At 71.4% G+C, this 15,846-nt stretch carries 16 protein-coding genes and 1 riboswitch; of the genes, 5 read left to right on the top strand and 11 right to left on the bottom strand.

What is annotated here, in order from left to right; translation table 11 throughout:
- Positions 1 to 23: 23 nt before the first annotated feature.
- A riboswitch (cobalamin riboswitch) is annotated at positions 24 to 239 on the bottom strand.
- Between the two features lie 166 nt (positions 240 to 405).
- The 3 genes from ACWD2L_RS00745 to rho all read right to left on the bottom strand — a co-directional run bounded on the left by ACWD2L_RS00745 (position 406) and on the right by rho (position 2,642).
- A complete protein-coding gene (locus ACWD2L_RS00745; protein ID WP_351330451.1) occupies positions 406 to 909 on the bottom strand; it encodes an inorganic diphosphatase in 504 nt (167 codons plus the stop codon).
- Between the two features lie 65 nt (positions 910 to 974).
- Complete coding sequence (locus tag ACWD2L_RS00750; RefSeq protein ID WP_351330449.1) at positions 975 to 1,466, bottom strand: GNAT family N-acetyltransferase; 492 nt, start codon at positions 1,464 to 1,466, stop codon at positions 975 to 977.
- 30 nt (positions 1,467 to 1,496) lie between these two features.
- The gene (gene rho, locus ACWD2L_RS00755; RefSeq protein WP_351330447.1) at positions 1,497 to 2,642 is read right to left on the bottom strand and encodes a transcription termination factor Rho; all 1,146 of its coding nucleotides are present in this window, start codon (positions 2,640 to 2,642) and stop codon (positions 1,497 to 1,499) included.
- Between the two features lie 346 nt (positions 2,643 to 2,988).
- On the opposite strand from rho, the gene ACWD2L_RS00760 reads away from it, so the two are divergent.
- Complete coding sequence (locus tag ACWD2L_RS00760) at positions 2,989 to 3,699, top strand: class I SAM-dependent methyltransferase (RefSeq protein WP_351330446.1); 711 nt, start codon at positions 2,989 to 2,991, stop codon at positions 3,697 to 3,699.
- An 18-nt stretch (positions 3,700 to 3,717) separates the two neighbouring features.
- Here the strand turns inward: ACWD2L_RS00760 and abc-f are convergent, their stop codons facing one another.
- On the bottom strand, positions 3,718 to 5,364 hold the full coding sequence (abc-f, locus tag ACWD2L_RS00765) for a ribosomal protection-like ABC-F family protein (RefSeq protein WP_351330444.1): 1,647 nt from the start codon (positions 5,362 to 5,364) through the stop codon (positions 3,718 to 3,720).
- Positions 5,365 to 5,620: 256 nt separating this feature from the next.
- Between abc-f and ACWD2L_RS00770 the strand changes: the two genes are divergently transcribed.
- Complete coding sequence (locus tag ACWD2L_RS00770; RefSeq protein ID WP_351330442.1) at positions 5,621 to 6,415, top strand: VOC family protein; 795 nt, start codon at positions 5,621 to 5,623, stop codon at positions 6,413 to 6,415.
- Positions 6,416 to 6,434: 19 nt separating this feature from the next.
- Here the strand turns inward: ACWD2L_RS00770 and def are convergent, their stop codons facing one another.
- Positions 6,435 to 7,088, bottom strand: coding sequence for a peptide deformylase (def, locus tag ACWD2L_RS00775; protein WP_351330440.1), 654 nt, complete (start codon positions 7,086 to 7,088; stop codon positions 6,435 to 6,437).
- A gap of 167 nt (positions 7,089 to 7,255) precedes the next feature.
- Here def and ACWD2L_RS00780 point away from each other — a divergent pair, with 167 nt between their 5' ends.
- Positions 7,256 to 8,023: a GNAT family N-acetyltransferase gene (locus tag ACWD2L_RS00780; RefSeq protein ID WP_351330439.1), complete on the top strand. Its 768-nt coding sequence runs from the start codon at positions 7,256 to 7,258 to the stop codon at positions 8,021 to 8,023.
- Between the two features lie 52 nt (positions 8,024 to 8,075).
- Here ACWD2L_RS00780 and ACWD2L_RS00785 read toward each other — a convergent pair whose 3' ends face one another.
- The gene (locus ACWD2L_RS00785) at positions 8,076 to 8,528 is read right to left on the bottom strand and encodes a MarR family winged helix-turn-helix transcriptional regulator (protein ID WP_351330437.1); all 453 of its coding nucleotides are present in this window, start codon (positions 8,526 to 8,528) and stop codon (positions 8,076 to 8,078) included.
- Positions 8,529 to 8,680: 152 nt separating this feature from the next.
- Between ACWD2L_RS00785 and ACWD2L_RS00790 the strand changes: the two genes are divergently transcribed.
- Both ACWD2L_RS00790 and ACWD2L_RS00795 read left to right on the top strand, forming a co-directional pair.
- On the top strand, positions 8,681 to 10,696 hold the full coding sequence (locus ACWD2L_RS00790) for an NADPH-dependent 2,4-dienoyl-CoA reductase (protein ID WP_351330435.1): 2,016 nt from the start codon (positions 8,681 to 8,683) through the stop codon (positions 10,694 to 10,696).
- Positions 10,697 to 10,777: 81 nt separating this feature from the next.
- Positions 10,778 to 11,305, top strand: coding sequence for a PadR family transcriptional regulator (locus ACWD2L_RS00795; protein ID WP_351330434.1), 528 nt, complete (start codon positions 10,778 to 10,780; stop codon positions 11,303 to 11,305).
- A 3-nt stretch (positions 11,306 to 11,308) separates the two neighbouring features.
- On the opposite strand, the gene ACWD2L_RS00800 is transcribed toward ACWD2L_RS00795, so the two are convergent.
- The 5 genes from ACWD2L_RS00800 to ACWD2L_RS00820 form a co-directional block, all read right to left on the bottom strand.
- On the bottom strand, positions 11,309 to 12,307 hold the full coding sequence (locus ACWD2L_RS00800) for a fibronectin type III domain-containing protein (RefSeq protein ID WP_351330433.1): 999 nt from the start codon (positions 12,305 to 12,307) through the stop codon (positions 11,309 to 11,311).
- A 140-nt stretch (positions 12,308 to 12,447) separates the two neighbouring features.
- Complete coding sequence (gene dhaM, locus ACWD2L_RS00805) at positions 12,448 to 12,861, bottom strand: dihydroxyacetone kinase phosphoryl donor subunit DhaM (RefSeq protein WP_351330431.1); 414 nt, start codon at positions 12,859 to 12,861, stop codon at positions 12,448 to 12,450.
- Positions 12,858 to 13,466: a dihydroxyacetone kinase subunit DhaL gene (dhaL, locus tag ACWD2L_RS00810; protein WP_351330430.1), complete on the bottom strand. Its 609-nt coding sequence runs from the start codon at positions 13,464 to 13,466 to the stop codon at positions 12,858 to 12,860. The genes dhaM and dhaL overlap by 4 nt, the downstream gene beginning before the upstream one ends.
- Positions 13,467 to 13,548: 82 nt before the next feature.
- Complete coding sequence (gene dhaK / locus ACWD2L_RS00815) at positions 13,549 to 14,541, bottom strand: dihydroxyacetone kinase subunit DhaK (RefSeq protein WP_351330429.1); 993 nt, start codon at positions 14,539 to 14,541, stop codon at positions 13,549 to 13,551.
- 781 nt (positions 14,542 to 15,322) lie between these two features.
- Entirely contained in the window at positions 15,323 to 15,790 is a 468-nt protein-coding gene (locus ACWD2L_RS00820) for a transposase (protein WP_351330427.1), read from the bottom strand.
- Positions 15,791 to 15,846: the final 56 nt, after the last annotated feature.

Consider the following 15,846-nt stretch of genomic DNA (forward strand, 5'->3'; position numbering starts at 1 on the left):
ACGCTCCAGCACCTCGTGGAATGACTTCGTGAGATGCCGCGGCCGGTCTCCTGGCTTACGGGCGTGCCCGCCGCTCCGGCCTTCCCAGTGGCCGACGGCCGCCAGTGGCGTACAGGGTGGAACGGCGCGCTCCGGACGGCGCTGTCCGAAACCCGATCACAGTGGCGAGGGCCGCTCCGGAATGGGCCCCTTGGGGGCCGTCACCGGTCTTCCCGAGCACCACGGCCCGGCCACCCTACTAGGGGCCTGTATTGGGTTCTACTCTGGGCTCGCGGGGGCTGGCGCCTCCGTCTCCGGTGTTGTCGTCGGTCGACGACGCTCCGCGTCGCCTCCCTCCTCCGCCTTGGATCCGAAGGCGCCAGCCCCCGCTCCCTGATCCAGACCAGAACCCAATACAGGCCCTACCTACCCTGAAGCGCGCTGACGGGCCCGGTCGATCTCCTCGTAGGCCTTCTCCCGGCCCTCCCAGTGGGAGCCGTCGACCGATTTGCCGGGTTCCAGGTCCTTGTAGACCTCGAAGAAGTGGGTGATCTCCAGGCGGTCGAACTCGGGGATGTCCTCGATGTCCCGGGTCGCGCCGTGCCGTGGATCGTGCGCGGGCACGCACAGCACCTTCTCGTCCGGGCCCTTCTCGTCGCTCATCACGAACATGCCGATCGCCCGGCACTCGATGACGCAGCCGGGGAACGTCGCGTCGCCCGTCAGGACGAGTGCGTCCAGCGGGTCGCCGTCGCCGCCGAGCGTGCCCTCGATGTAGCCGTAGTCCGCGGGGTACTGCGTCGACGTGAACAGCATCCGGTCGAGCCGGATCCGGCCGAGATCGTGGTCCATCTCGTATTTGTTCCGGGACCCCTGCGGGATCTCCACGATCACGTCGAACGCCTCGGCGCGTGCCTGACTGCTGCCCAATGTGGCCTCCTTGCCGCATTCCGACGCCCACGAGTGTGCGCTGTACCGGGCAAGGGCGGAAGACCTCAGACGGCCGGAGGAATGGCGAATTCGAGTTCGGGTCGGTCCCAGGCGACGGCCGGCGGGCGCGCGGGCACCGTGCCGGTGCGGTGTGCGCCCATGGAGCGGTAGAAACCCTCGGCGGGCGGGTGCGCGACGACGCGGACGTGGTCGAGGCCCGCGGCCAGCGCCTGGGCCCGCATGTGGTCGACGAGCAGCCGCCCGATGCCCCGGCCCTGCGCCTCGTCCGCGACGAACATCAGGTCCAGCTCCGGCGGCTCGGTGAGCAGCGCGTAGAAGCCGAGCACGCGCTCGTCGGCCGAATCCACGGCTACGTAGACGTGGTGCGCCTCTACGTAGTCGGGTCCCACCCGGTAGCCCGCGACCATCGAGGCGTACGGATCCCGGTAGGCACTGGAGCCGCGCACGAGGCGGGTGAGGCGCCGGGCGTCCTGGGTGGTGGCCCGCCGGATGCCGACCGCCGGAGTTCCCCCACGGCGTGTAATGCTCGCGTTCATGTGTCGAGTATTACGCATATGGGGGCGGCGTCAGGAGGTCGGCACGGTCGACTGGGCCTGGCGCAGGAACGTGGCGTTGTCCGGGGTCTGGCGCAGCTTGTCGAGCAGGGCCTCGTAGGAGGCGGCCGGGTCCCGGCTCTGCAGGGCGCGCCGCAGTCCGCGGATGACGGTCAACTCGGCTGCGGGGAGCAGGAGTTCCTCGCGGCGGGTGCCGGACGGGGTGAGTTCGACGGCCGGGTGGACGCGGCGCTGCGCGAGGACGCGGTCCAGGCGCAGCTCCATGTTGCCGGTGCTCTTGAGCTCCTCGAAGTAGTAGTCGTCGGCGCGGGATCCGGTGTCGACGAGCGCGGTGGCGAGGATGGTCAGCGAGCCTGCCTCCTCGGCGTCGCGGGCCGCGCCGAAGAAGCGCTTCGGGCCGTGCAGGGCGGCCGCGTCGACACCGCCCGACAGAGTACGGCCGCTGGTGGAGGCCGCGTTGTTGTACGCGCGGCACAGCCGGGTCAGGGAGTCGAGGAGGATCACCACGTCGCGGCCCTGCTCGGTGAGGCGCTTGGCGCGCTCGACCGCGAGTTCGGCGAGCGCGATGTGCGCCTTCGCCGGCTGGTCGAACGTCGAGGCGTACACCTCGCCGCGCACGGAGCGGCGCATGTCGGTGACCTCCTCGGGGCGTTCGTCGACGAGCACCACCATGAGGTGGGCCTCGGGATGGTTCGCGGCGAACGCGGCGGCGAGCTGCTGCAACAGCACCGTCTTGCCGGTCTTCGGTGGGGCGACGATCAGGCCGCGCTGCCCCTTGCCGACGGGCGTGAACAGGTCGACGACCCGTCCGGCGAGCGCCGCGGCCGGGTGCTCCAGGCGGAACCGCTCACTGGGGTGGAGCGGGGTGAGGTCGGCGAAGCGCGGGCGGCGACGGGTCGCCTCCGCGGGGGCGCCACCGACGGTCTCGACGTGCGCGAGGGAGTGCGGCTTCCCGCACGTCCCGTCGACGAAGTCGCCCTTGCGCAGGCCGAGTTGGCGGATGAGGTGGGCGGGGACCTGGACGTCGTGCGACGTCGGGATCAGGTCGGCCGCCCGCAGGAAACCGTGCCCGTTCCCGCCGATGTCGAGGACGCCGGCGGCGCGGACGGGTTCTTGGGGTGGAGCGGAGGTCGTGCTCATAGTGGTGGCCGTGGTCATGGTGATCACAGGTCCTTTCGCGGGCCGAGCCGCGGACGCGGCAGGCATACAAGGGCAGGGAAGGGAGGGGATCCGGCGAAGGGCAGGGGCGGCTGAGCGCGCCCTGCGGCCGGGGAGAACCTGGTGCGTACGGCGACGGGTGAAGAGCCCGCCAGAAGCCGCTGACCAGGGATGACGTGCGCTGCGTGGCGACGGGAAAACCGTCGGATCAAAAGCGCTGAAGAGAGTGATTCGGTACCGGCGCCTCGAAACGGGCGAGCACATGTACCACTAAGACCGTACCACCCGAACCCTGCCGCGCGGCAAGCCCCGGCTTCGGAGGCGGCGCGCCCTATGCTGATCCGCCATGTTCTCCGATCACGGTCCCACCCTCCGCGAGCTGGCCGTTCAGGCGCTCTCCTCGGTCGAGCGGGGGTACGACCTGCTGGCGCCGAAATTCGACCACACGCCGTTCCGTACGCCGGATGTCGTGCTCGATTCGGTGGGCCGCGCGCTCGCCGGGCTCGGCCCGTACGACACCGGGCTCGACCTGTGCTGCGGCACCGGGGCGGGCCTGCGTGTGCTGCGCGAGGCGGGTGTCGGGCGGTCCGTGGGCGTGGACTTCAGCGGCGGCATGCTGGACGTCGCGCGGCGCGGCGAACCGCCGGCCCACTGCGTCCGCGCGGACGCGCTCGCGCTGCCCTTCGGTGAGGTCTTCGATCTGGTGGTGAGCTTCGGGGCGTTCGGGCACTTCCTGCCGCGCGAGTGGCCGCGGCTGTTCTCCGAGGTGTGCCAAGTGCTGCGCCCCGGCGGGCAGTTCGCGTTCCCGCTGCCCGCGCCCGCGGTCCCCGGTTCGGTGGGCTACTGGGCAATGCTCGGCTTCGACGGTGCGATGCGGGTGCGCAACGTGGTGTGGCGACCTCCGTTCGTCATGTACTACCGGCCGTTCCGACTCGGTGACGTACGACGGGAGTTGGGCCGTGCCGGATTCGACGTGGCGCTGCACGCGCTGCCCGAACTCGGCGCGCGGCCCGACGGCAGCCCGCGGTGCAGACTGGTCGTGGCCACGCGCCGCTGAGCGGGGCGCCTGGGCTGATCAGTGTCGGCGACCCGCCCGCAGTTCGAGGCGCCGCCCCTCGAACTTCGCGCGGAAATCGCGGTCGTGCGAGACGACGGCCACCGCTCCCGGGTACATCGCGAGCGCCGCCTGGAGGTCCTCGACGAGGTCGAGCGCGATGTGGTTGGTCGGCTCGTCGAGGATGAGGAGGTCCGCGGGGCGGGTCACCAGGCGGGCGATCTGAAGGCGCCGCTGCTGGCCCGCGGACAGGGCGGCCACCGGTACGTGCAGGTCCTCCTCGCGGAACAGGCCGAGCGTCAGGAGCTGTTCGGCGTACTCGTCCGGCAGCCCGGGCCGCCCGGCGGCGAATGCCGCGAGCAGCGGGAGCCGTGTGGAGCGGGTGGGCAGTTCCTGCGCGAGGTAGCCGATCCGGGCGGGGCGGCGGGCCGTGCCCGCGTCCGGCTCCAGGTCGCCGGCCAGGACGCGCAGGAGGGTCGTCTTGCCCGCGCCGTTCTCGCCGGTGACCAGGAGGCGGTCGCCGGGCGTGAGCGTGAGGAGCCCGTCCAGGCGCAGCCGCTTGCCGACCTGTACGCCGTCGAGCTCGGCGAGGGGCCCCTGCGCGGCGGCGGGTTCGTCCGCCGCCGACAGCGCCGTCGTGAAGCGCAGTGGTGCCGGTGGCTTCGGCGCCGGGTTGCGGCGCAGTTGCCCCAGGCGTTCGCGGGCGGAGCGCACCTGCCCGCCGAGCTTCGCCTCGCTGGAGCGGCGGTGCTTGCCGAAGCCCTGTTTCGGGTCGCCGCCCGTGACGGCGAGCCGTCTGGCCGCGGCCTCCAGCAGCTCCTCCGTGCGGGCCACCTCCTCGACCCAGTCGGCGTACCGCTGCTCCGCGCCGCGCCGGGCGGCGGCCTTCGCGGCGCGGTAGCCGGCCCAGCCGTCGCCGTACCGGTGGACCGTGCGTGCGTCCCGGTCGACCTCCAGGATCGTGGTGGCGATGCGCTCCAGGAAGCCGCGGTCGTGGGTGACCGCGACGACGGTGCCGCGGTGCGCGCGCAGTTGTTCCTCGAGCCAGCGCACGGCTGCCGCGTCGAGGTGGTTGGTCGGCTCGTCGAGGAGGAGCAGTTCGGGGGCGGCGGCCAGGACGCAGGCGAGCGCGAGCCGGGACTGCTCGCCTCCGGACAGTGATCCGAGCACGCGGTCGCGGGTGATCCGGGCGAGCCCGAGGCCGTGCATGGCGGCGTCCACGCGGGCGTCCGCCTCGTATCCGCCGCGTTCCTCGTAGGCGATCAACAGCTCGCCGTAGGCGGCGAGTTCATCCTCCGAGGCCGCGCCGAGGGTCTCCTCCGCACGCCGCAACCGGTGTTCCATGGCGCGCAGTTCGGTGAGGGCGAGGTCGACGGCGTCCTGCACGGTGCGGTCCGCGTCGAGGTCGAGGGTCTGGGTGAGGTGGCCGATGCCGCCGGGGAAGCCGACGGTGACCTCCCCGGCATCCGGTGTCTCGGCCGCGGCGAGCAGCCGCAGCAGGGTCGACTTTCCGGAGCCGTTCTCGCCGATGACGGCGGCCTTCTCGCCCGGACGGACGGTGAAGCGGACCTGGTCGAGGACGGTCCGGGTGCCGTAGGACTTGGTGACGTCCTTGACGGACAGCTGTGCCACGGCAGTGGGCACGAGGGTATGGGCGCGTTCGCGCATGGGGCTTCCCTGGAATGTGAAGGGGGTCTACGGACAGCGGAAACGGCGGCATCGGCCGTGCCGGACTCAGACGTAGAAGTAAAGGAAAGCCATGACGTCACCATAACAAGACGAACCGTCTCGCCTCAAGTGGGAAAGTGGGAAACGGGCTGCCCTCCGGACCCGACCGGATCGCGCCGCACGCCCGCCGCGCCTAGCGTGGACGCATGCCTGCCGGGCCGTGTCGTGCCCGGCGACCGACGGAAGGGTGTCACTCATGTCCGCTCGTCCTGAAGGCGCGCCGGTCTGGGCCGACGCCATGTTCCCCGACGTGGAGGCCGCGAAGAGCTTCTACGCGGAGCTGTTCGGCTGGACCTACGACGAGGGCAGCCCCGAGTTCGGCAACTACACGCAGGCGAAGACGCCCGACGGCAAGAGGGTCGCCGCGCTCGTGCCGCAGATGCCGGGCGCGGAGGGCGTGCACCCCGCCTGGAACCTGTACCTCGCCACCGCGGACATCGGGTCGGTCGCCGAGCGGATCAGGGACGCGGGCGGCAGCCTCATGATGGACCCGATGCAGGTCGCCTCGTTCGGCACGATGGTCACCGCCCAGGACCCCGCGGGCGTCGTCTTCAGCGTCTGGCAGCCCGACACCCACGAGGGCTTCGAGAAGGTCAACGAGCCCGGCGCGTTCTGCTGGGCCGAGGTCAACACCCGCAACGCCGCGAAGACCGACTCCTTCTTCCCCACCGTCTTCGGCTACGGCGTGAAGAAGATGGAGGACGACCAGATCGACTTCAACGTCTGGGAGCTGAACGGCGAGCCGACCATGGGCCGCATGGCGATGACGGACGACTTCCCGCCGCATGTGCCCTCGTACGTCAATGTGTACTTCGTCGTCGGCGACTGCGACGCCGCCGTCTCCACCGTGCAACGCCTGGGCGGGAAGCTGCACTTCGGGCCCACCGACACCCCCTTCGGCCGGTTCGCGGCGGTCGCGGACCCGCAGGGCGCCGCGTTCTCCGTCATCGACGTGACGGCGGCCAAGGGTGAGATGCCGAAGGTGTCCTGACGTTCAGTCGGACGACACGTCAGTCGGATGAAGGGAGCTCGAACCCCAGCTCCCGAGCGGCGAGTTGGGGCGTCGGCTGCACCCAGCGCTCCACCGCCGCGGCGTTCTGCGTGGACGACAGGGACCGCAGCTCGGCCCGGTCCAGGTAGAGCGTGCCGCTCAGGTGGTCCGTCTCGTGCTGCACGATCCGCGCGGGCCAGCCCGTGAACTCCTCGTCCACCGCCCGCCCTTGCTCGTCGAGGGCGCGCAGCCGCACGCGCTCGTGCCGGGCGGTGACTGCCTGATAGCCGGGCACGCTCAAGCACCCTTCGTAGAACGCCACTTGGCGCGCGCCCACGCCGTCGTACGACGGGTTGACCAGTACCCGGAACGGCTGTGGAACCCGCCCACGCGCCGCCCGCACCTCCTCGCTGACGGCCGCCGCGTCCTCGAGGACGGCGAGCCGCAGCCCCACCCCGATCTGCGGCGCGGCCAGGCCCACGCCGGGTGCGGCGTGCATGGTGGCCCGCATCGCGGCGATCAGCCGGGCAAGCAGCTCGTCCGGGAGCTGCCCGTCGACGGGCTCGGCGGGGCGGCGGAGCACCGGGTCGCCCGCCGCGACGATCGGCAGTGGCTCCCCGGCGGCCTCGTGCAGGAGGGACTCGACGTGATCACTCAGTGACGTGAACGGCATCGCGCCAGGATGCCAAGCGTGATCGCGCGCGCAGTGTGCGGGGTCCGGGAAGGGGTCCGTTGCGGGGGTCCGGGAATGCGTCGGCCCTTCCGGAGGTTCTGATCTTGTGGCCGCATCCCACGGATGGTGCGGCAGAGGCACAGGAGAAGGTTCGAAGGTTCCGACGGATGACGCAGACGCCGACGCACACGCAGACGTACGCACCGCACGAGGGTGCCACCGGCCCCGCCGCGCCGCACACCGAGGACGGCGGGTTCCACCCCCTCGACCACCCCGCGTACGCCGCGCTCACCGGCCCGCACGCGCATTTCGCCGAGCGTGGCGGCAGCGGCATGGCGCTGCGCTACCCCACCGACGTCACGCCGTGGACCGCGCTGCCCCCTGACCCCGGCCCCTCGGACTGGGCGGGCCTCGCCGCGTTCGCGGCTCCCGACGGAACGCTGCCGCTGCTCGGCACGGACGTCGAGCTGCCGGAGGGCTGGGAGACGACGGTGGACTTCGCGGGCGTGCGGATGGTCGGCGACGCGGTCGACGCGAGCCCCGACCCGGAGGCCGTCCTGCTCGGCGCCGACGACGTGCCGGAGATGCTCGACCTGGTGGCCCGCACCCGGCCGGGCCCGTTCACGCCCCGCACCATAGAGCTCGGCACGTACCTGGGGATCCGCCAGGACGGCGCGCTCGTCGCCATGGCGGGGGAGCGCCTGCACCTGCCCGGATACACCGAGGTCAGCGCCGTGTGCACCGATCCGGACCACCGGGGCAAGGGCCTCGCGGGCCGCCTGGTCAAGGCCGTCGCGGCCGTCGTCCAGGAGCGCGGCGAGACCCCGTTCCTGCACACCGGCGAGGGCAACAAGAGCGCGATCCGCCTGTACGAGTCCCTGGGCTTCCACCTGCGCAACACGACCCGCTTCCGGACGGTGCGCGCGCCCCGGTAGGGCGGAGTGGCGGCCGGAGTGGTGGCCTGGGGCCTGTCGTTTGGATCAGGCCCTACGGCTCTTCCTGTGTCGCGTGGTTGTAGCGCACCAGATAGTCCGCGAACCGCTCCAGGTCCTCCTCCGGCCAGTCCGCCAGGCGGTCGCCGAATATCTGGCGGCGGTTGACGGTCACCTGACGCAGGACGTCGGCGCCCGCCTCGGTCGGGTGCAGGACCTGGACCCGGTGGTCGTCGGGGTCGACGCGCCGGATCACGAGGCCGGCCCGCTGGAGGGCGCCCACCTGGCGGCTGACGGTCGACTTGTCGAGGGCGTAGTGCGCCGCCAGGTCCGTGGCGCGGCAGCCGCCCCGCTCGTCGAGGTGGGCGAGCAGCGAGTACGAGACGAGCGAGAGCTCCGGGTGCATCCGCGCGGCGGTGGCCCGCGCGCGCCGGGCGAACGAGGTCAGCTCGCGCTGAATGGTCTCCACGGCCGCCTCGCGGTCGGCCGGGTGATCTGGCTGGGCCACGACGGTTCCTTTCCCGATGCTCGTTGCACTCTACAACCCAGTTCTGTCCGGCACCGGTCGGACGTGGCGCGAATCTCTTATGCAACTTGTTGCAAAAGCGGTGGCGGGTCCTCTACAACTGACTCGACCGTTCACCGCTCACGGAGGGCCCCATGAGCCGCTACCCGCACCTTCTCGCCCCGCTCGACCTCGGCTTCACGACACTGCCGAACCGCGTTCTGATGGGCTCGATGCACGTGGGCCTGGAGGAGGCGCCCAACGGGTTCGCGCGCATGGCCGAGTTCTACGCCACCCGCGCCCGCGGCGGCGTCGGCCTCATGGTCACCGGCGGCATCGCGCCCAACGCCGAGGGCTGCACCTTCGACGGCGGCGCCAAGATGACCACCGAGGCGGAGGCCGCGCAGCACCGCGAGGTCACCGACGCCGTGCACGCGGCGGGCGGCAAGATCGCCATGCAGATCCTGCACTTCGGCCGGTACGCACACCACGCGGGGCTCGTCGCCCCGAGCGCCGTGCAGGCGCCGATCAGCGCCCACGTCCCGCGCGCCCTCACCGACGAAGAGGTCGAGCGGACCATCGAGGACTACGCGCGCGCCGCCGAGCTCGCCAAGTCCGCCGGGTACGACGGCGTCGAGGTCATGGGCTCCGAGGGCTACCTCATCAACGAGTTCATCGTCTCCGCCACCAACCACCGCGAGGACCGCTGGGGCGGTACGTACGAGAACCGGATCCGGTTCGCCGTCGAGATCGTGCGGCGCGTGCGCGAGCGGGTCGGCCCGGACTTCATCCTCATCTACCGGCTTTCCATGCTGGACCTGGTCCCCGGCGGCTCGACCCTGGACGAGGTCGTGCACCTCGCCAAGGAGATCGAGGCGGCCGGAGCCACCATCATCAACACCGGCATCGGCTGGCACGAGGCCCGCATTCCCACCATCGCCACCTCCGTGCCGCGCGGCGCGTACACCTTCGTCACCAAGAAGGTCATGGGCGAGGTGAGCGTGCCGCTGGTGACCACCAACCGCATCAACACCCCGGAACTCGCCGAGGAGTTGCTCGCCGACGGCGCCGCCGACATGGTCTCCATGGCGCGCCCGATGCTCGCCGACCCGGAATTCGTGAACAAGGCCGCCGCAGAGCGCTCCGACACCATCAACACGTGCATCGGCTGCAACCAGGCCTGCCTCGACCACATCTTCAGCCTCCAGATCACCTCCTGCCTGGTGAACCCGCGCGCCTGCCACGAGACCGAACTGGTGCTGACCCCCACCCGGTTGAAGAAGCGCGTCGCCGTCGTCGGCGCGGGCCCCGCCGGACTCGCCTGCGCCGTCAGCACCTCCGAGCGCGGCCACGACGTGACCCTCTTCGACGCCGCCGCCGAGATCGGCGGGCAGCTCAACGTGGCCCGCCAGGTCCCCGGCAAGGAGGAGTTCAACGAGACGCTGCGCTACTTCCGCACGCAGCTCGAACTGCACGGCGTGACCGTCAAGTTGGAGACCCGCGTCGAGGCCGACGACCTCGACTCCTACGACGAGGTCGTCGTCGCCACCGGCGTCGCCCCACGCACCCCCGCCATCGACGGAGTCGACCACCCGAAGGTCGTCGGCTACCTCGACGTCCTGCGCGGCCAGGCGCCCGTCGGCGACCGCGTCGCGATCATCGGTGCCGGCGGCATCGGCTTCGACGTCGCCGAGTACCTCACCGACGACGGCTCCAAGGCGAGCCTCGACCCGGCCACGTACTTCCGGCAGTGGGGCGTCGACATGGACTACGCCGACCGCGGCGGCCTCACCAGGCCCGAGCGCCCCACCCCGCCCCGCCAGGTGCACCTCGTCCAGCGCAAGACCACCAAGGTCGGCGCGGGCCTCGGCAAGACGACCGGCTGGATCCACCGCACCGAACTGCGCCACCGCGGCGTCACCATGGTCGCGGGCGCCACGTACGACCTGATCGACGACGCGGGCCTGCACGTCACCGTCGAGGGCGAGCAGTCCCTCATCCCCGTCGACACCGTCGTCCTGTGTGCGGGCCAGGAACCCCACCGCTCGCTGTACGACGACCTGGTGGCCGCCGGTCGTACCCCGCACCTGATCGGCGGCGCCGACCTCGCGGCCGAACTCGACGCCAAGCGCGCCATCAAGCAGGGCACCGAGGTCGCGGCGGCCCTGTAGGACCCTCTCCGAGACCGGGTGGTCACGTGTCCGGGCCCGCCGGACGCGTGGCCGCCCTCACCTACTCGTACTCTGGGCGACATGTCACTCCCGCACGCGATCCTCACGGCGCTCCTGGAGAAGCCGTCGTCGGGCCTCGAACTGACCCGCAGGTTCGACAAGTCCATCGGCTACTTCTGGTCGGCCACGCACCAGCAGATCTACCGGGAGCTCGGCAAACTCGAACGCGAGGGTCTGATCCGCGCGCTGCCCAACGAGACACCCGCGCGCGGCCAGAAGAAGGAGTACGAGGTGCTGCCGCAAGGCCGCGCCGAACTCGCCCGCTGGACCGCCGCCCCGCAGGATCCGAGACCCCTGCGCGACCCACTGCCGCTGCGCCTGCGTTCGGCCGCGGTCGTCGGCACGGACGGCATCGCCGAGGACCTGACGCGTCATCTCGCCCTGCACCGCGAGCAGTTGGCCACGTACCAGGACATCGAGAAGCGGGACTTCCCGCCGGGCAAGAACAGCGAGGCCGACCGTCTCCAGCACGCGGTGCTGCGCGCGGGCATCGACCTCGAACGGTTCTGGGTGGACTGGCTGGAGCGCACCCTGACGGAGTTGGACTGATCCTCAGCGGCCCCCCGTGGTCACGGTCCGCTCCGCCGAGAAGGCGCCCCACGTCCCGTCCGGCAACTGCGCACGCAGCTTCACCCGGTGCCGCACGTGCGGCTTCTTGCCGATGTAGAAGCTGTACGTCGACGAGTCGGCCGGCGCGCTCTCGCCCCACATCACCGTCGTCGCCTCCCGGCCGTCCAGGAACACCTGGTATGCCGGGACCTCGCCGCCGGTCCGAGGCGGCGTCCACGCCAGGTCGATGTAGTACGCGCCCTTCGAGCCGCGCGCCGACGCCTCGAACCCCGATGGGGCGGTACCCGGCCCCGCCTCGCCCTTGCCCCGCGCGGTCGTCAGGCGCAGCGTCCCGCTCGCGGCCGAGGTGTTGTCGGCGGCGTCCCGGGCCCGCACGCTGAACGCGTACGCGGTCCCCGGCCGCAACCCGGTGACCAGCGCCCGCGTCTCCTTGCCGCCCACGCTGTGGATCTTCGCGGCGCCCTGATAGATGTCGTACGAGGCGATACCCCGGTCGTCCGTCGCCTTCCGCCACGTCAGCGACACGGCCCGGCCCCCGTCCGCCTCCCCGCGCAGCCCGGTCGGCCGGCTCGGCGCGGCGCGGTCCTCCTTGACGGCGGCCGGGGTGGTGACGGTGACGCGGGTGCTGGCGGGCCCCAGCGAGCCGTCGGTGCCGCGGGCGCGCACCGTGAACACGTAGCGGGACGTGGGGTCGAGCCCGGTGACGTCGACCATGTGCTGCCGCGCGGAAAGCCGCTGCACGCGCTTGGCGCCGCGGTACACCTCGTACCCCTTGACCTCGGCCGTGCTCGCGGGCCGGTTCCACATGACGTGCACGGAGGTGGCGCTTCCGGCCTGCGCGGTGACCCCGGCCGGCGCGGAGAGGGCGGGCCCCTCGGCCTTCGCGCTGTCGGAGAGGAGACCGCAGGAGGTGAGCACGGGCACGAGCGCGGCGGCGCAGGCCGCGTGGGCGAGCGGGGCGCGTGGGGGGAGGCGTCGCACGGAGGGCCTTCCGTTCGAACGGATTGGTACAGACCTGTATGGCACGAGAGGAGGGATTTCCTCAAGGGGTTCGCGCCAACAGGTCTGTACCAAAGGCCCGTTGAGGGGGCGGGGAGGTCACTCGTCGCCTCCCTACCTCCTCATTCCTTCCGGTACGTGTACGCCTCCGAGGCCGCCGCCGCGACCGCGTCCAGGTCCGCCCCGGTGGAAGCGGTGACGACCGCGGCGATCGCGCCCTCCACGAAGGGGGCGTCCACGAGGCGAGTGCCGTCCGGGAGTTCGTCGCCCTCGGCCAGCAGCGCCTTCACGGTCAGCACGGCGCTGCCGAGGTCGACGAGGACCGCGACACCCGCGCCCCGGTCGACCTCTGCGGCGGCCGCCGAGATCAGCTCCGAGCTGGTGCCGAGGCCGCCGTCCTCCGTGCCGCCGGCCGCCGCGACGGGCGCGGTGTCGCCGCCCCCGGAGAGCCCGGCCGCGAGCCGCGCCACGGACTCGGCGACGTCCTTGCTGTGCGAGACCAGCACGATGCCGACGGACTTGTCGGGGGCGCTCACGACTCGGCCCCCGCCGCCTCGGCCAGCGCGGCGATCAGCAGCGCCGACGACGTGGCGCCCGGATCCTGGTGCCCGATGCTGCGCTCGCCGAGGTAACTCGCCCGCCCCTTGCGAGCCTGGAGCGGAATGGTGGCCTCGGCCCCGTGCTCGGCCGCCGACCGCGCCGCGGCGAAGTCCCCCTCGGCGAGCGCCTCCACCGCGGGTACGAGGGCATCGAGCATCGTCTTGTCGCCGGGAGCGGCCCCGCCGAGCGCGGCGACGGCGTCGACGCCGGCCTTCAGCGCCTGCGCGAAGTCCGCCTCGCCGACCTCGGCCGCGTCGCCCAGTGCCTTGCCGGTGCGGCGCAGCAGCGTCCCGTACAGCGGCCCCGAAGCGCCGCCCACCGTCGAGATCAACTGCCGTCCCGCCGTGGTGAGTACGGCTCCCGGGGTGTCCGGGGCGTCCTTGTCGAGAGTGGCGCGCACGGCGTTGAAACCGCGCTGCAGATTGCTGCCGTGGTCCGCGTCGCCGATCGGCGAGTCGAGGTCGGTGAGCCGGTCGGCCTCACGGTCCACGGCCGCGGCGGCCACCGTCAGCCATCGCCGGAAGAAGTCGGCGTCGAGCACGTGATCTCCTTGCGTTACAGGTTCGTTGACGTGATGGTGTGCGTGATGTGTGCGTGGTGGTGTGTCGGATTTCCGTGAACCGTCACATGCCCCAGCGAAGGCCCGCCGTGCTGACGGGCGCGTCCCACAGGCGCAGCAACTCCTCGTCGGCCTGGCAGATCGTGACGGAGGCGCCGGCCATGTCGAGTGCGGTGACATAGTTCCCGACGAGTGTGCGGGCGACCGGCACGCCGCGCTCCTCGAGCGCCCGCTGCACCTCGGCGTTGAATCCGTACAGCTCCAGCAGCGGCGTGGCACCCATGCCGTTGACCAGAACCAGCACGGGACTGCTGGGGTTGAGGTCCTCAAGGACGGCGTTCACGGAGAAGTCGGCGATCTCCCCGGACGTCATCATGGGGCGCCGCTCCCGGCCCGGCTCGCCGTGGATGCCGATCCCCAACTCCAGCTCGCCGGACGGCAGGTCGAAGGTGGGCGCACCCTTGGACGGCGTACTGCAGGCGCTCAACGCGACGCCGAAGCTCCGCGCGTTCTCATTGACCTGCCGGGCGATCGCCTCGACGCGCTCCAGCGGCTGACCCTCCTCGGCGGCGGCACCGGCGATCTTCTCCACGAAAAGGGTCGCCCCGGTGCCGCGCCGCCCGGCGGTGTAGAGGGAGTCGGTGACGGCGACGTCGTCGTTGACGAGCACCTTGGCGACCTGCACACCCTCGTCCTCGGCGAGCTCGGCGGCCATGTCGAAGTTCAGCACGTCACCGGTGTAGTTCTTCACGATGAACAAGACGCCGGCGCCGCTGTCCACCGCGGCGGCGGCCCGCACCATCTGATCCGGCACGGGCGAGGTGAACACCTCACCGGGGCAGGCCGCGGCGAGCATCCCGGGACCGACGAACCCACCGTGCAGAGGCTCGTGCCCGGACCCGCCCCCCGACACCAACGCCACCTTCCCGGCCACCGGCGCGTCCCGGCGAGCGATCACCCGGTTCTCGACGTCCACGTTCAGCTCGGGGTGGGCGGCGGCCATCCCGCGCAAGGCGTCGGCGACGACCGTCTCGGCTACGTTGATCAGCATCTTCATTGGTACCTCCGGGTGGCGTGAGCAAGGAATGCCGTGACCTGCGTCGTGCCTGGTCATGTGGGTATTTTGTAGTTCTCGATCTTGGTGGTCCGGGTCGGTCGGTGGCGAGGTCGGGCCGGGCTGTTGCTGACTCAATGCTGACTTTACTGACGGGTTGTCATGTGGTGTTTGTCGGTGTCTGCGGCTCTGTCGCCAGTATCGATGGAGGAGCCGTGTTGGGCACCTGTTGAGACCTGAACCATTCGACGGTGCAGTTTGAGCTGCAGCTGCAGCTGCCGGTGGGTGGAGCTTCATTGGGCCGAGGCGTCAGGCGTCCCGCTGGTTCACGAATCCCAGGCATGCCCTACGGCGGAGCACAGCCGGTCGGAGGGTCCCGCCGAGGTTCTGGCCGCGATTCCGTGAATCGGGGTATCTCGCGCTGGTCGAGGTAGTTCTGGGAGGCAGTCGGCCGGCGGGGCGTGGGTGCTTCTTCGGTCGGCGGCAGTCCGCTGAGGCGCTCGATGTTGACGGCGATGGCCGTCAGGGGGGGGCGGCAGCCCAGGTCCGCATTCCGTCTCGGCGGCGTGCCGGCGCAGGTGTCCTGCGGCGTCGCGGTGGTAGTTCTCACCATGATCTGGCGCAGAGCCTGGATACGAGGCCGGACGTGCAGTCTGCTCCGTGCCCGTAGAGGTGGTCCAGGAGCCGGACAGCGTCGTTTCCGGTGGCAAGGATCCTGGTCTTGGGCTTGGTGGGGTTCTTGCTCAGGCGGACCGGGTGGCCGTAGCGGTGCCCCCAGTCCTCATCAACCAGCTCGTCCAGCAGATGAGAGGGAGGTGTCGGCGATTTCTTCCAGTGCGGCGAGGACCGCCTCGGTGATCAGCTCCAGGCGGGTCAGGTCACGCACCACGGCCAGGACAGGGGTGGAGTCGGTGCGCTGTGTGGTGCGCTCGCGCACCAGGCCGGCCTCCTTGAGGCGGGCCGGCGCGAGGTCGAGGAGGCGGTCAGCACGGTCGCTGTCGGCGAGACGGTCGCGGAAGTCGGCCAGCACGCTGTGGTGGAAGCCGGGGTCATCCAGCTCCATGGCCACGGCGTGCTTGAAGTCGATGCGGTAGCGGACCGCCTCGGCGGCCTGCCGGTCCGACAGGCCGAGCAGGAACCGCAACACACAGACGGTAGCCAGTTGAGCAGGCGAGAGAACCGGGCGTCCGTCACGCGGGTACCAGTCGACGAAGTCCTCGTCACGCCACAGGCCATCCAGCCGGTCGCGCACCCATGTCGCCGTCGTGCCGCCGGGTTGCTCGCCCGCGCGACCTGCGCAGTCAGAGG

It is taken from the genome of Streptomyces sp. NPDC002754 (genome assembly GCF_053592315.1).